At 66.8% G+C, this 15,090-nt stretch carries 13 protein-coding genes and 6 tRNA genes; 17 read left to right on the forward strand and 2 right to left on the reverse strand.

Features of this window, described 5'->3' with window-relative positions:
• Window positions 1–161 precede the first annotated feature (161 nt).
• The 3 genes from A9974_RS13190 to A9974_RS13200 all read left to right on the forward strand — a co-directional run bounded on the left by A9974_RS13190 (window position 162) and on the right by A9974_RS13200 (window position 2,097).
• Window positions 162–473, forward strand: coding sequence for a helix-turn-helix domain-containing protein (locus A9974_RS13190; protein ID WP_183004603.1), 312 nt, complete (start codon window positions 162–164; stop codon window positions 471–473).
• Between the two features lie 132 nt (window positions 474–605).
• Window positions 606–1,283: a VOC family protein gene (locus A9974_RS13195; RefSeq protein ID WP_183004540.1), complete on the forward strand. Its 678-nt coding sequence runs from the start codon at window positions 606–608 to the stop codon at window positions 1,281–1,283.
• Between the two features lie 49 nt (window positions 1,284–1,332).
• Complete coding sequence (locus A9974_RS13200) at window positions 1,333–2,097, forward strand: alanyl-tRNA editing protein (RefSeq protein WP_183004542.1); 765 nt, start codon at window positions 1,333–1,335, stop codon at window positions 2,095–2,097.
• Between the two features lie 135 nt (window positions 2,098–2,232).
• On the opposite strand, the gene A9974_RS13205 is transcribed toward A9974_RS13200, so the two are convergent.
• A complete protein-coding gene (locus A9974_RS13205) occupies window positions 2,233–2,994 on the reverse strand; it encodes a phosphatase PAP2 family protein (protein WP_183004544.1) in 762 nt (253 codons plus the stop codon).
• Window positions 2,995–3,160: 166 nt separating this feature from the next.
• Between A9974_RS13205 and miaB the strand changes: the two genes are divergently transcribed.
• From miaB to lnt, 5 genes are all read left to right on the forward strand, one after another.
• Window positions 3,161–4,591: a tRNA (N6-isopentenyl adenosine(37)-C2)-methylthiotransferase MiaB gene (miaB, locus tag A9974_RS13210; protein WP_183004546.1), complete on the forward strand. Its 1,431-nt coding sequence runs from the start codon at window positions 3,161–3,163 to the stop codon at window positions 4,589–4,591.
• A complete protein-coding gene (locus tag A9974_RS13215) occupies window positions 4,588–5,613 on the forward strand; it encodes a PhoH family protein (RefSeq protein ID WP_183004548.1) in 1,026 nt (341 codons plus the stop codon). Before miaB ends, A9974_RS13215 begins: the two co-directional genes overlap by 4 nt.
• Window positions 5,603–6,076 (forward strand): rRNA maturation RNase YbeY, encoded by a 474-nt coding sequence (gene ybeY / locus A9974_RS13220; RefSeq protein WP_183004550.1) that lies wholly within the window; start codon window positions 5,603–5,605, stop codon window positions 6,074–6,076. Before A9974_RS13215 ends, ybeY begins: the two co-directional genes overlap by 11 nt.
• A gap of 155 nt (window positions 6,077–6,231) precedes the next feature.
• Window positions 6,232–7,122, forward strand: coding sequence for an HlyC/CorC family transporter (locus A9974_RS13225; RefSeq protein WP_183004552.1), 891 nt, complete (start codon window positions 6,232–6,234; stop codon window positions 7,120–7,122).
• The gene (gene lnt / locus A9974_RS13230; protein WP_183004554.1) at window positions 7,119–8,753 is read left to right on the forward strand and encodes an apolipoprotein N-acyltransferase; all 1,635 of its coding nucleotides are present in this window, start codon (window positions 7,119–7,121) and stop codon (window positions 8,751–8,753) included. The genes A9974_RS13225 and lnt overlap by 4 nt, the downstream gene beginning before the upstream one ends.
• 72 nt (window positions 8,754–8,825) lie before the next feature.
• Here lnt and A9974_RS13235 read toward each other — a convergent pair whose 3' ends face one another.
• Complete coding sequence (locus A9974_RS13235) at window positions 8,826–9,833, reverse strand: aldo/keto reductase (RefSeq protein ID WP_255468156.1); 1,008 nt, start codon at window positions 9,831–9,833, stop codon at window positions 8,826–8,828.
• A 445-nt stretch (window positions 9,834–10,278) separates the two neighbouring features.
• Between A9974_RS13235 and A9974_RS13240 the strand changes: the two genes are divergently transcribed.
• The 9 genes from A9974_RS13240 to A9974_RS13280 all read left to right on the forward strand — a co-directional run bounded on the left by A9974_RS13240 (window position 10,279) and on the right by A9974_RS13280 (window position 15,078).
• Window positions 10,279–10,354: transfer RNA gene (locus tag A9974_RS13240), tRNA-Ala, on the forward strand.
• A gap of 33 nt (window positions 10,355–10,387) precedes the next feature.
• Window positions 10,388–10,463, forward strand: a tRNA-Glu gene (locus A9974_RS13245).
• Between the two features lie 63 nt (window positions 10,464–10,526).
• Window positions 10,527–10,603, forward strand: a tRNA-Asp gene (locus A9974_RS13250).
• Between the two features lie 104 nt (window positions 10,604–10,707).
• A tRNA-Ala gene (locus A9974_RS13255) sits at window positions 10,708–10,783 on the forward strand.
• Window positions 10,784–10,817: 34 nt separating this feature from the next.
• A tRNA-Glu gene (locus A9974_RS13260) sits at window positions 10,818–10,893 on the forward strand.
• A 69-nt stretch (window positions 10,894–10,962) separates the two neighbouring features.
• A tRNA-Asp gene (locus A9974_RS13265) sits at window positions 10,963–11,039 on the forward strand.
• Window positions 11,040–11,268: 229 nt separating this feature from the next.
• On the forward strand, window positions 11,269–12,759 hold the full coding sequence (locus tag A9974_RS13270; RefSeq protein ID WP_183004556.1) for a helix-turn-helix transcriptional regulator: 1,491 nt from the start codon (window positions 11,269–11,271) through the stop codon (window positions 12,757–12,759).
• Window positions 12,760–13,009: 250 nt separating this feature from the next.
• Window positions 13,010–14,104, forward strand: coding sequence for a biotin synthase BioB (gene bioB, locus A9974_RS13275; protein ID WP_255468152.1), 1,095 nt, complete (start codon window positions 13,010–13,012; stop codon window positions 14,102–14,104).
• The gene (locus A9974_RS13280) at window positions 14,101–15,078 is read left to right on the forward strand and encodes an EamA/RhaT family transporter (RefSeq protein ID WP_255468158.1); all 978 of its coding nucleotides are present in this window, start codon (window positions 14,101–14,103) and stop codon (window positions 15,076–15,078) included. The genes bioB and A9974_RS13280 overlap by 4 nt, the downstream gene beginning before the upstream one ends.
• Window positions 15,079–15,090 lie beyond the last annotated feature (12 nt).

Consider the following 15,090-nt stretch of genomic DNA (forward strand, 5'->3'; position numbering starts at 1 on the left):
GCATTTTGCGGCGGGTTTTTTTTATGGGCGCTGCCGATGAGGGAGGCGTTCGCCGTCAGCACGAATAGTGCCTAGTCCTAGATGACGATACCTTGGATATATCCGTCACCGAAACGGTTGAAACGGGTAATGGCCCGCCATGGGCCGCACAAGAGGCAAGCATGACAGGCAAAACTGGCACGCTGAACGTTCTGTACGATCTCGGCCTGGACGATGCCGCCGATCTGACAGCCAGGGCGCAACTGGCCATCAAACTCAACGACCTGATCGACAAGCGCGGCCTCACACAAGCCGAAGTTGCAGCACTGACCGGCATGACCCAACCCAAGATCTCCCAGATTCGACATTACAAGCTGCGGAGTATCTCGCTTGAGCGGCTCATGCGAGCACTGGTTTCCTTGGACCAGCATGTCGAAATTCGTGTCCGGAAAGTACGTCAATCTGACGCCACCGGCATCAGCGTGGCAGCTTAAGGTAGACCCAGACAGTAGACCTGGACAAAACTGCAGTACGCCGCCAGCGTCTCTCTGACCCTGCCACTGTACTGACCGCCCCCGCCCAGGTGTACGGGTACGGTGTCCCTTGTATTCGATACCATAGGCGCCATGAAACTCGTCCTTGATCATCTCGTCGTCGCCGCCGCCGACCTGGACAGCGGCACCCGCCATGTGGCCGACCTGCTGGGCATTGCGCCCGCGGGCGGCGGCGCGCATCCGCGCATGGGCACCCACAATCGGGTGCTGGGCATGGCGGGCGGCGTGTACCTGGAAGTCATCGCCATCGACCCGGATGCGCCGGCGCCGCAACGGCCGCGCTGGTTCGGACTGGACCAGCCCGCCCTGCGCGCACGCCTGGCCGACGGCCCGTTCCTGGCGCATTGGGCGGCGCGCGTCGCAGCGCCTGACGACCTGTCCGACTGGCAGGCGCGGCACCCCGACCGCATCGCGCCCGCCATCCCCATGACGCGCGGCGACCTGCGCTGGCGGCTTACGGTACCCGACGACGGCAGCCTGCCGGCCTGGCGCGAAGACGGCCAAGCCGCCGGCGCCGGTCTTCTGCCCACCCTGATCCAATGGGACGTCGAGGCCTATCCCGGCGTCAGCCTGCCGCGCCAGCCGCTCACGCTGCTCTCGCTTACCGGCACCCATCCGCGCGCGGCGCTGCTGCACCAAGGGCTGGCATGGCTGGGGGCGGATCAGTTGATCACGGTCGAGCAGGCCGACGGTCCGCCGCGCCTTGCCGCCACTATCGACACGGCCCAGGGTACGAGAACCCTGACCTGAACACGACCGAACCCACGGCCTGACGCCGCCACGGCCCGATCAAGCGGGCTTGCAGCCGACCGCCAGCCCCGACAAGACACACAACACCGGAGACCCCCCATGCCCCCCCACCCTCAAGCGCTTCGACGACGAGCCCTACCTGCAGCAATGCGAGGCCACGATCACCGCCGTCAACGCCGAAGGCGTCGAGCTGGACCAGACCGTTTGCTACGCCCGCAGCGGCGGACAGGCGGGCGACAGCGGCACGCTGACGCTGCCCGACGGCCAGAGGGTAACGCTGGCCGACACGGTCTACGCCGACGACCGCAGCCGTATCCTGCATGTGCTGGCAGAAGGCGCCGCCGTGCCCCAGGTGGGCGATCGCGTCACCGTCACCATCGACTGGGCGCGCCGCCACAAGCTGATGCGCCTGCACACCTGTCTGCACTTGCTGGGGTCGCTGGTGCCCGCGCCCGTCACCGGCTGCAGCATCTCGCCCGATTCGGCGCGCATCGATTTCGATCTGCCCGAATCCACGCTGGACAAGGCCGACCTGACCGAGCGCCTGAACGCGCTGATCAACGCCCGCACCGACGTGGCCGTGAACGCCATCATGCCCGAGGAACTGGCCGCCCAGCCGGACCTGGTGCGCACCGTGGGCGCGGCGCCGCCGGCTGGCACCGCACGCATCCGCATCATCGAGATCCCGGGCGTGGACCGCCAGCCTTGCGGCGGCACGCACGTGGCCAATACCGGTGAGATCGGCCCCATCACGGTGACCAAGATCGAAAAGAAAAGCCGCACCAACCGGCGAGTGGTCGTCGCGTTTGCTTAGGCTTAGGGACCGACACCTAAAAAGCGCGACTGGGTAATCCCGCCACGCCCAAAGAAAAAGGCTGCCAGAACGGCAGCCTTTTTTGCGGATGAGGGTCGGACCGGTATCCGGCTGGTGCCCCCCCTACTTGCCGGTTCAACCCTTTTTCCACCACCGCCAGGGCGCGCGCAGCGGCCACTGGTAGCGGCTGCACAAGATGCGCGGGGCCAGCAAGTGCCCCACCGCGATGGCGATGCCCGCGGCGGTCATGACGTCGGACAGGTAATGGTCCAGGTTGACCAGGCGGCTGACGGCAACCAGCGCCCCCAGCGACAGGAACGCCCAGCGCCAGCGCGGCGCCAGGATGCCCAGCACCACGGCCACGGCGAAGGCCGCGTAGGTGTGGCTGGACGGAAAGGAATTGAACTGCTGGGCGCGCGAGAAGGATTCGCCCAGTCCGTAGATGCCCTTGTCGAAGAACAGCTCGGGCCGGGCCCGCGCCACCGAGCGCTTGAGCACCAGCACCACCAGCCCGCCCACCGCCATGGTGGACAGCATCAGCAGGCTGCCGCGCGCCATGCTGGCGTAGCTCATGCGTACCGGGTTGCGCCAGCCGCGCGCCAGGCCGACCAGGCCGACAATGTAGAACGCCAGCGCCACGCCGATGTAGCGGCCGCTTTCGCCCATTGCGCCGATCCACTCGAACGATTCGTTGACGCCATCGCTGACCGACTGGCGGATCCAGATGGCCAGCGGCAGATCGATCCACAAGGCGCTGGCGCCGGCGGCCACCGCCAAGAGTACGCCCGCCAGCAACCATGCGCGCGTGGACAGCGGGTTGCGGAATTCGTCCGGCGCGGTTGCCGCGGCGTCGGCCACGGGCGCGGCCACGGGGGGCATGAGAGGGTTCGGCGTCATCGGACCGGCAGCGTAAAGATAATTATTATCGGAAAAGGAATCAGCGAAGGCCAGCTATCGTAACGGCCCGGGGTTTCCATTCCAAGAAGGAAATTTGCAGCAAGGGGTAAAATTCCGCCTTTCCCTTCTTCTGCCCCCGGGATCTACACCCGTCACGGCGACCATCATGCAAGAAACTTCCATCAAGCGCGCCTCGGCGCCCGACGGCCTCGCCGCCGCCCTGTCCCCCGCCGAGACCGGCTCCCCCCGCAAGCTGTATATCCGCACCTTCGGCTGCCAGATGAACGAGTACGACTCGGACAAGATGGCCGACGTGCTGCGCGGCGACCAGGGGCTGGAACTGACCGACAACCCGGAAGACGCCGACGTCATCCTGTTCAACACCTGTTCGGTGCGCGAAAAGGCCCAGGAAAAAGTCTTTTCCGACCTGGGCCGCGTGCAGCACCTGAAGAAAACCAATCCGAACCTGGTGATCGGCGTGGGCGGCTGTGTCGCCAGCCAGGAAGGCGAGGCCATCGTCAAGCGCGCGCCGTATGTCGACGTGGTGTTCGGCCCGCAAACGCTGCACCGCTTGCCCGACCTGATCAAACGGCGTCGCGAGGAAGGCCGTTCGCAGGTGGACATCAGCTTTCCGGAAATCGAAAAGTTCGACAACATGCCGCCCCCGCGGGTCGACGGCGCCACGGCCTTTGTCTCCATCATGGAAGGCTGTAGCAAGTACTGCAGCTTCTGTGTGGTGCCCTACACGCGCGGAGAAGAAGTCTCGCGCCCCTTCGACGACGTGCTGATCGAAGTGGCCGACCTGGCCGACCAGGGCGTCAAGGAAGTGACGTTGCTGGGCCAGAACGTGAACGCCTACCGCGGCCGCATGGCTGACAGCGACGAGATCGCCGATTTCGCCATGTTGCTGGAATACGTGCACGAGATCCCCGGCATCGAGCGCATCCGCTACACGACCTCGCACCCCAAGGAAATGACCCAGCGCATGGTGGACGCCTATGCCCGCCTGCCCAAGCTGGTGTCGTTCCTGCACCTGCCGGTGCAGGCCGGCAGCGACCGCGTGCTGGCGGCCATGAAGCGCGGCTACACCACGCTGGAATTCAAATCCGTGGTGCGGCGCCTGCGCGCGGCGCGCCCCGACCTGACGCTGTCCTCGGACTTCATCGTCGGCTTTCCCGGTGAAACCGAGGAAGACTTCGAAAAGACCATGAAGCTGATCGAGGACGTGGGCTTCGACACGTCGTTCTCGTTCGTCTACTCGCGCCGTCCCGGCACGCCGGCGGCCGATTTGCACGACGACACGCCGCAAGACGTGAAGCTGCGCCGCCTGCAACGCCTGCAGGTGCTGATCAACGAGCAGGCGGCCACCATCGCCCGCAACATGGTCGGCACGCGCCAGCGCCTGCTGGTCGAAGGCCCCTCGCGCCGCGACCCCAACGAGCTGATGGGCCGCACCGAGAACAACCGCATCGTCAATTTCGCCGCGCCCGCGCGGCTCATCGGACAAATGGTCGACGTCATCATCACCGAAGCGCACACCAATTCGCTGCGCGCCCGGGTGGCCGATGTGGACCGCGTTCCCCAAGAGGCCGAATGACCACTTCCCGCCCCCGCGCCCGCCGCGGCATGCCCGCCGTCGTCACCCTGGACGGCGACAACACCCACCTGGCCAATCTGTGCGGTCCGCTGGACGAAAATCTGCGCCAGCTGGCCGACGGCATGGGCGTGAAGCTCTCGCGCCGCGGCAGCCGCGTCACCATCGAAGGCGAACGCGCCGAACTGGCCGGGCGCGTCCTGCGGCGCTTCCACGAGCAGGCCGTGCACCGCGCCCTGTCGGTCGACGACATCCAGCTGGGGCTGGTCGAGATCGGCGTGGGCCGCCAGGAAGACAAGCTGCAGGAAGCGCCGGCCCACGAGGCCGACCCGCTGCCCGCGCTGGATGACGAAAGCGACGGCATCGCCCTGCGTACCAAGCGCAGCGACCTGCGTCCGCGCACGCCGCGCCAGCGCGACTACCTGAACAACATCCTGAAGCACGACATCACCTTCGGCGTGGGTCCGGCCGGCACGGGCAAGACCTGGCTGGCGGTGGCCTGCGCCATCGACGCGATGGAACGCGACACGGTGCAGCGCCTGGTGCTGACGCGCCCGGCGGTCGAGGCCGGCGAGCGCCTGGGCTTTCTGCCCGGCGACCTGGCGCAAAAGGTCGACCCCTATCTGCGCCCGCTGTACGACGCGCTCTACGACCTGATGGGCTTTGAAAAGGTGCAGCGCCTGTTCGAAAAACAGACCATCGAGATCGCGCCGCTGGCCTACATGCGCGGCCGCACCCTGAATCACGCCTTCGTGATCCTGGACGAGGCGCAGAACACCACGCCGGAACAGATGAAGATGTTCCTGACCCGCATCGGCTTCGGCAGCAAGGCCGTCATCACCGGCGATCCGTCTCAGGTGGACCTGCCGCGCGGCCAGGACAGCGGCCTGGCGCATGCGGTCAAGGTGCTGCATGACGTGCAGGGCATCGCCACCACCCGTTTCACCAGCCGCGACGTGGTGCGCCACCCCTTGGTGGCCCGCATCGTCGACGCCTACGACCGCGCTTCCGAAAATGACGCCTGATCTGTCCCTTTCCGTCCAGTACGGGGTCGAAGAACCCCGCCTGCCCCGCTGGCGCCTGCGCCGCTGGGCCGAACGGGCGCTGGCCGCCGCCGCCGAAGATGGCCTGGTCGACTTCTCTGCCGCCGAACTCAGCCTGCGGCTGGTGGGCGCGGCCGAAGGCCGGCGCCTGAACCGCGACTTTCGCGCGCGCGACTACGCCACCAACGTGCTGACGTTCGAGTACGGCGTGGACCCGCTGGGCGTGGCGCGCGGCGATATCGTGATGTGCGTGCCGGTGCTGGTGCGCGAGGCGCGCGAGCAGCGCAAGCCGCTCTTGGACCACGCCGCCCACCTGACCCTGCACGGCGTGCTGCATTCGCTGGGCTACGACCACATCAAGGCGCGCGATGCCCGCCGCATGGAAGCCCTGGAAACCGCCACGCTGGCCCGCATGGGCATCGCCGACCCCTATACCGAACGGTAGATCGCCGGGCCTGGGGTCAACCCTGAGAAATCGACGCAAAATGCCGTCCTGCACGGCGCAGATCGCGTCGGTTGCCCCCATTTTCAGGCCGCGCGTTACAAATCGAGCGTCAGATTCGGTTATGCTGGCCCCTCCATAACTTGTCCTCCCGGACGATGTCTGACCCTTACCCTGCTCCCGAAGCGACGTCTGCTCGCTCAACCAAACCCGCCACCAAATCCCTTCTAGACCGCCTGCTTTCCCTTGTGCGCCGCGAGCCCGAGGACCGTGAAGGCATCAAGGCCATCCTGGAAGCCGCGCACGACCGCAACCTGCTGGACGCCGAGTCCTACAAGATGATCAAAGGCGCGCTGGCCGTGTCCGAGGGCACCGTCGGCGACATCATGGTTCCGCGTTCGCGCATGGACCTGCTCGATGTCACGCAGCCCATCCCCTACCTGGTCGCCACGGTGATCGAAACCGCGCACTCGCGGTTCCCCGTGTACGAAGGCGATCGCGACAACATCATCGGCATCCTGCTGGCCAAAGACCTGCTGCGCTGCATGCTGGAACCCGGCATCGAAGTGCGCACGCTGGTGCGCCCGGCCGTGTTCATCCCCGAATCCAAGCGCCTGAACGTGCTGCTGCATGAATTCCGTGCCAGCCGCAACCACCAGGCCATCGTCATCGACGAGCATGGCGGCATTTCCGGCCTGGTCACGATGGAAGACGTGCTGGAACAGATCGTCGGCGACATCGAAGACGAATTCGACGAAACCGAGGAAGACTCGATCTTCCCCGAAGGCGAAAACCAGTGGCGCGTGCTGGCGGCCACCGACATCTCGCACTTCAACGACGTGTTCGGCTGCCAACTGCCCGACGACGAATACGACAGCGTCGGCGGCTGGATGGGCGGCCAGCTGGGCCGCATTCCGCGCCGCGGCGACACCGCCGAGTTCGACGGCCTGAAGCTGGAAGTGGCCCGCGGCGACGCGCGCCGCGCCATCTGGCTGCGCGTCAAGCGCAACGCGCCCTCGTCCAGCCTCCCGCCCGCCGACAACGCATGAGCCTCACGACTCGCAGCCGGCTCCTGCGTGGCGCCGCCGGCTTGACGCTGGCGGGCGCGGTCCACGCCTTGACCTTCGCCCCCGGCCCGCTGCCGGATTGGGCGCTGGCCATCACCCAGGTCCTGGCGCTGGCGGTTGCCGCCCGTGTCACCCTGTACGCCCCGTCGGCCCGCCAGGCCTGGGCGCGCGGCTGGCTGTTCAGCTTCGCCACCTACGCGCTGGGCCTGTACTGGATCTTCATCAGCCTGCACCGCTACGGCGACCTGGCCGCGCCGCTGGCCGTGGCGGCCGTGCTGCTGCTGTCGGCTTTCCTGGCGCTGTTCCCGGCCACCGCCGGCGCGCTGGCGCGGCGCTACGTGCCGCTGGCGCCCGACTCGGCGCCCGGTCGGGTGCTATCCGCCACGCTGACCTGGGGCGCGCTGTGGGCCGGTTTCGAATGGGTCCGCGCGGTGCTGTTCACGGGCTTTCCTTGGCTCAACATCGGCTATGCGCAGGTCGACAGCCCCATCGCCGGCTGGGCGCCCTTGCTGGGCGTGCACGGCATGGCGTTCGTGTCGGCCTTTGCCGCCGCCGCGATCGCCAGCCTGTGGCGTCCGGCGGGCGATCAGAAGCACGCCCGCGATGGCCGCCGCGCGCTGTCTGCCGGCGTGGCGCTGGCCCTGGTTGCCGCCGGCTGGCCGCTGTCGCGCATCGACTGGTCCGCGCCTAGCGGCGACCCGCTGAATGTGCGGCTGGTCCAGGGCAATATCGAGCAATCGCAGAAATTCGACCCGGCGCTGCTGGACCAGAGCCTGCGCCGCCACCTGGAACTGGCGGCCATGCCGCCGGCCCCGGGGGTGCCGCCGCCGCAGATGATCATCCTGCCGGAAACGGTGCTGCCGATCTTCCAGGACCAGCTCGATCCCCGCGTCTGGGACGTCTGGCGTCAAGTTGCCGCGCGGCAGAACGCCGTGATCGCCATGGGCGCGCCGGTGCATGACGCGGTGAACGGCCGCGACCGCTACACCAACAGCGTGCTGGGCTTCGATGGCCAGACGCCGGCGTCGCAACTGAGCAGCGGCGCCACCGCCATGCGCTACGACAAGCGCCACCTGGTGCCCTGGGGCGAATACGTGCCGCCGGGATTCCACTGGTTCGTCGACATGCTGAACATTCCGCTGGGCGACTTCGACCGCGGCCCGCAACGCCAGACGCCGTTCGCGGTGGGCGGCCAGCACATCGCCTTCAACATCTGCTACGAAGACCTGTTCGGCCCCGACCTGCTGCCCGCGCTGCAACCCGGCGCCAACGGCGAACCGGGCGCGACCATCCTCGTCAACGTCAGCAACCTGGGCTGGTTTGGCGATTCGTGGGCGTTGCGCCAGCATCTGCAGATCGGCCGCCTGCGCACCCTGGAAACCGCCCGCCCCATGCTGACGGCCACCAACACCGGCATCACCGCGGCCATCGACGCCAAGGGCCATGTCGCGGCGCAATTGGCGCCGTTGCAGCCGGGCGTGCTGCCCGTCGTGGTGCAAGGCATGTCGGGCCTGACGCCCTATGCCCGCTTTGGCGACAAGTCGGCGTTGGCACTGATCGGCCTGGCGCTGATCGCCGCGTTCGGCAGCAGCCGCAGGACGCGGCGCGGTTAAACCTGACGGGGTCACATGGCGACCCGGGTGGTTGGTTCACCGGGCAGGCGCCCCGTGAACCACCGCCCGCCGTCACGCAAACAGGTTGGCCGGCAAGGCGCCGCTGTCGTCTTCCGGGCGCAACGGCCCGAAGCCCGCGCCGGTCAGCTCGATGGCATCGGCGATGCGCGCCAGGTCGTCGCTGTCCAGTTCCAGTTCCGCCGCCCCCACCACCCCGTCGACCTGCGCCGCGCTGCGCGCGCCGACGATGGCGCCGGTGACGCCCGGCCACGCCAGCGTCCAGGCGATCGCCACCGCCGCCTGCGTGGCGCCGTGGCGCTCGGCGATGGGTTTCAGGGCGTCGGCCAGGGCCAGGTTGCGCGACAGGTTGGGCGGCTTGAATTCCGCATTGCGCGAGCGCCAATCGTCCTGCGGCAGGGCCTGCGCGCGTTCAACTGAAAAGCCGCCACTGAGCAGGCCCGACTGCATCGGGCTGTAGACGATGACGCCGGTGCCATTCTGCGCGCACCACGGAATCAGGTCCGCGGCGGCGCTGCGCTGGATCGCCGAAAACGGCGGCTGCAGCGATTCCACATGCCCCAGCGCTTCGGCATCCTGCAACTGCGCCAGATTGTGGTTGGACAGGCCCACGGCGCGCACCTTGCCCGCTTGCTTGAGATCCAGCAGTTCCTGCCAGTAGGCCTCCAGCGGCGTGCCGTCGCCGGCGGGCCAGTGCATCTGGTAGAGATCGATGCGCTCCACGCCCAGGCGGCGCAACGAGGCGTCGATTTCCCGGCGGATGCTGGCCGGCGCGCCGTTGCGCCGCGGCGTCGCCAGCGGCTGCCCGGCGGACCAGGTCAGGCCGCACTTGGTAAACACATAAGGCCGCTCGCCAGGACTCATCTGCGCCAGCGCCCGGCCCACGATCTCTTCGGAATGACCCAGGCCGTAGACGGCAGCGGTGTCGATCCAGTTGATGCCCCGGTCGACCGCCAGCCGGATGGCCGCGACCGACGCCGCATCGTCCTGCGGCCCCCAGCCGATCGCCCAATCATTGCCGCCCATCGCCCAGGCGCCCAGGCCGATACGCGTGATCGACATGTCGCTGCGCCCCAACGGACGCGTCGGAAAAGAAGTCTTAGCGTTCATGCGCTTGGTGCTCATGCGAAAAAATCTCCTGCCGGCAAGACAACACAGCGGCCCTCTGTGCACGGGCCCCGCAGCTTCCACGATAGCACTCGCCCAAGCCTTTGATTTTTAGGCGTTCCGCGCGTCTCGCAAGACCCGCCGGCCGCGCCGCCAAGCGCGCGGATATCCCCTTGTCCAGTACGCGTGCAACGCTCATATGTCCCCTTGAATCAAAATTCCCCTCAACTTTTTCATTTTTTGCACCCATCTGACTTGCACACCCAATTTAGTTCGTGCATAATCTCGTTTCTTCGCGAACGGCACTAAACAAAACCGGTAACGAGACCCGAAAAATGGCACTGAAAGGCGCCAGAAATCGTGGAAACGTTGAAGGATTTGGTTGGTACGTTTGGACCCGGGGGGTATAGCTCAGCTGGGAGAGCGCTTGCATGGCATGCAAGAGGTCAGCGGTTCGATCCCGCTTACCTCCACCAGTCTAAAGCGAAGATGCAGTACAGCAAGTCCAAGTCCCCTTCGTCTAGAGGCCTAGGACATCACCCTTTCACGGTGAGTACAGGGGTTCGAATCCCCTAGGGGACGCCAGTCTTACTGGCAGCAGTATGTGAATGCAGTTGAAGTGTCACAGTAGTTGAGTCAAGCCGCTGCGGAGCGGTAGTTCAGTTGGTTAGAATACCGGCCTGTCACGCCGGGGGTCGCGGGTTCGAGTCCCGTCCGCTCCGCCAAATTTGCTCTACGCAGTGCCGTTCAAGAGCTCCGTTCTCGGGGCTTTTTGCATTTATAGGGTGTAAGCCTTGTTGTTTGAAAGTTGGAACAACAGGGATTCCTGGGGGGTATAGCTCAGCTGGGAGAGCGCTTGCATGGCATGCAAGAGGTCAGCGGTTCGATCCCGCTTACCTCCACCAGTAAAGCAGTTCGCAGTAAAGTAGTTCTGTTCAGGTCCCCTTCGTCTAGAGGCCTAGGACATCACCCTTTCACGGTGAGTACAGGGGTTCGAATCCCCTAGGGGACGCCAGTTCGCTGGCATGTTTTACCAAGCTGTCCTGACAAGGCAGTGTGTTGCAAAGTTCAGTCATGCCGCTGCGGAGCGGTAGTTCAGTTGGTTAGAATACCGGCCTGTCACGCCGGGGGTCGCGGGTTCGAGCCCCGTCCGCTCCGCCAAGCACTTTGTGCTGCCCTCGCCCAAGCGAGATCCAGTTGTTCCGCAGGGGTACCCCTGCAATGCGCCAGAAGGCGCCCGCCAAAAGCTCCGGATTCCGGAGCTTTTTTGTTTGGCCGCGCCACCCGCCCTGCTCCCTTTCAATTGCCTGTCTCGTCCGTTTATCCTCTGGACAGGCTGCCCGCGTCCACGCATCCTGTGCGCTTGTGCCAGCCAAGCAAAGAGGCCTACGTGACCGCAAGCAACGCCGCTCCTCACGCGCAACGCCAACACCTGCAACGCATCATCGCAGGCTTGAACGAAGGCATCATCCTGCTCGAGCCCGATGGCGCCATCGCCTGGGCCAACGACAGCGCCCTGGCGCTGCACGCGGCCCAGACGCTGCAAGACCTGGGCCAGACGCCCGCCGGCTACCGCAAGCGCTACGCCCTGACCTACCGCAACCATCACCGCGTTCCCGCCCGCCACTATCCGCTGGACCGCCTGGCCGCGGCCGAGACCTTCGACGACCTGCAACTGGACCTGACCCGCAAGGACGACGCGGACTTCCTGCGCAATGTGCGGGCCCGCGGACTGCTGCTCGAAGGCGAAGGCGGCGACTACCGCGTGCTGATCCTGGACGACCAGACCAGCCAGTTCAACGCCGAACAGCGCTTCGAGCGCACGTTCAACGCCAATCCGGCGCCCGCCGTCATCTGCCGCCTGTCGGACTTGCGTTACGTGAAAGTGAACCAGGGCTTCCTGGACATGACCGGACTGACACGCGATGGCGTGCTGGGCCGTTCCGCCTATGAACTGGACGTGCTGGACGGCGGCGACAACAAGGAAGACGCGGTGGCCAAGCTGAACGCCGGGCTGACCATCACCCAACGCGAAGGCGTGCTGAGATTGGCCGATGGCGGCGCCAAGTTCGTCATCGTCGCGGGCCAGCCGATCGACATGCAGGATGAGCCCTGCATGCTGTTCACCTTCATCGACCTGGAAAAGCGCAAGCGCGCCGAAGAGGCGTTGCAGCAAAGCGAAGAGCGCTTTTCCAAGGCCTTCCAGCTGGCGCCCGTGCCCATGGCGCTGTGCGAAGGCGAGTCGCTGCGCGCGCTGAACATCAACGACGCCTTTGCCCAGGCTACCGGCGCTTCGCCCGAGGACTGCGCCGGCCAGGAGCTGACGGCGCTGGGCGTGCGTCCTTTCGAGGGCATGGCCGAAAGCCTGGCGCGCGGCGAAAGCGTGCGCAACCGCGAAGCCGCGCTGGTCGCCCCCGACGGCAGCCAGCTGGATTGCCTGGCGTCGGCCGAACCGGTGATGATCGGCGGCGAACGCCGCGTGCTGCTGGTGATGCAGGACATCACCGAGCGCAAGCGCAACGAGACCGAACTGCTGACCGCGATCGAAGCGGTGATGCAGGACACCTCGTGGTTCAGCCGCGGCATCATCGAGAAGCTGGCGCAGTTGCGCGCGCCCGCCCCGGCCGCACACGACGTGGCCGAGCTGGCGCAGCTAACCTCGCGTGAACGCGAGGTGCTCAGCCTGCTGTGCCAGGGCCACGACGACGACGGCATCGCCAAGCATCTGCGCCTGTCGCGCAACACCGTGCGCAACCATGTGGCCACGATCTACAGCAAGATCGGCGTGCACCGGCGCAGTGCGGCCATTGTCTGGGCGCGAGACCGGGGCATTACCGGCTATGAAAAACCCCGCGCGAAGGGCAAACCGGGAAAAACCTGATCCCCCGCCCCCTGAATTTACAAATTGAATCAAAATATTCAGGGGGTCCGCCTGCGCGAAGATGCCGCCGCGTTGACGCACGCGAACGGCCAAAATTCGCCAAATTTCTCGATCAAGCGATCAACTCGACGCTAAAAAACGGCCTCAACACCAGATTGCGCAAACCCTGCGCAGGTTCTTACGATCCGCCGATCAAGCCGTCGCCCCGGCGTGCGGCGCGCCCCCCGCAAGCCCTCTGGAGAGTCCGTTCATGCAGACCGCCTACATCCCCGTTCCCAAGCCGTCCAAGACGCAGCCCCCGCTCGCCTGGAGCAGCGATGCCGTCATGGCGCTCTACGAACTGCCGTTCATGGACCTGGTACATCGCGCGCAGCAGACACACCGCGCCCATTTCGACCCGAACGGCATCCAGCTGTCCAGCCTGCTGTCGATCAAGACCGGCGGCTGTCCCGAGGATTGCGGCTATTGCTCGCAGTCCTCGCGCTACGACACGGGCCTGGAAGCGGAAAAGCTGATGCCGCTGGACGAAGTGCTGGCCGCGGCGCGCGCCGCCCAGGCCAGCGGCGCGCAGCGCTTCTGCATGGGCGCGGCATGGCGCAGCCCCAAGCCGCACCACCTGGAAGCCGTGGCCGAGATGGTCAGCGCGGTCAAGGCGCTGGGCCTGGAGACCTGCGTCACCCTGGGCATGCTGCGTGAAGGCCAGGCCGAGCAGCTCAAGGACGCCGGGCTGGACTACTACAACCACAACCTGGACACCTCGCCCGAGTACTACGGCAAGGTCGTCACCACCCGCACCTACCAGGACCGCCTGGACACGCTGGAGCGCGTGCGCGGCGCGGGCATCAACGTCTGCTGCGGCGGCATCGTGGGCATGGGCGAATCGCGCCGCGAGCGCGCCGGCCTGATCGCGCAGCTGGCCAACATGGAGCCCTATCCCGAATCGGTGCCGATCAACAACCTGATGCGGGTGGAAGGCACGCCGATGGCCGACGCGCAAGCGCTGGACCCGTTCGAGTTCGTGCGCACCATCGCCGTGGCCCGCATCACCATGCCGCGCGCCATGGTGCGCCTGTCGGCCGGCCGTGAAGCCATGGACGACGCCATGCAGGCGCTGTGCTTCCTGGCAGGCGCCAATTCCATGTTCTATGGCGACGTGCTGCTCACCACCGGCAACCCGCGCATGGAGGCCGACCAGCGCCTGCTACAGCGCCTGGGCATGCGGATCGACGCGACCCAGCAGATGCATCAGCACGCGCACCAGGACCTGCATCCGGCCCCCGCGCAGGCCAATGCGCACGACTGCGCGCACCCGGCCGGGTCCCACGATGCGCCGGCATGCCGCTGACCCCGGGCCTGCTCTACCTGCTGGCCAGCGTGGTATGCAGCGTCGCCGTGGCGGCGATGCTGAAACTGGCGCGGCGCTGGCAAGTGGACGTGCGCCAGGCCATTCTGGCGAACTACGCCGTGGCTGCCCTGCTCTGCTGGGTGGTATTGCGGCCCGACCCGGCCGCGCTGCTCACACCGCAGACGCCATGGCGGGTGCTGGCCGCGCTGGGCGTGCTGCTGCCCAGCGGCTTCATGGCCATGGCGCTAGCGGTGCGCCATGCCGGCGTGGTGCGCAGCGACGCGGCGCAGCGGCTGTCGCTGTTCATTCCGCTGCTGGCCGCCTTCCTGCTGTTCGGCGAACCGCCCAGCACGCGCAAGCTCGCGGCCATCGCCTTGGCGTTCGGCGCCTTATTCTTGTTGCTGCGCCGTCCGCGCGCACCAGGCGCGCCAGCTGAGGCGGTTCGGACCGAGAGCGCCAGCCAGATCCGGACGCTTGCCGATGCCCAGCCTCCCGCGAGCACACCGGACGCAGCAGCAGCAGCAGCAGCAGCAGCAGCAGCAGCAGCAGCAGATCGCCGCGCCATGTGGCTGTGGCCGCTGGCGGTATGGGTGGCCTACGGGCTGGTGGACATCCTGTTCAAGCAGATGGCGCGCGCCGGCACGGCCTTCGCGGGCGGACTGCTGCTGGCCTTTGCGCTGGCCGGCGTGCTGACGCTGGCCTACCTGCTGTGGCGGCGCGTGCGCTGGGCGCCGCGCCACCTGGCGGCGGGCGTGGCGCTGGGCGCGCTGAACTTCGCCAATATCTTGACCTATATCCGCGCGCACCAGGCGCTGCCCGAGCATCCCGCGCTGGTGTTCGCGTCCATGAACATGGGGGTGATCACGCTGGGCACACTGGTCGGAGCCCTGGTGTTCCGCGAGCCGCTGACCCGGTGGAACGGCCTGGGGCTAGCCCTGGCGCTGGCGGCCATCGTGCTGATGGCCCCGTGGTGACAGACGCCGGCC

Source organism: Achromobacter sp. UMC71 (assembly GCF_014170305.1).
GTDB lineage: Bacteria > Pseudomonadota > Gammaproteobacteria > Burkholderiales > Burkholderiaceae_B > Achromobacter.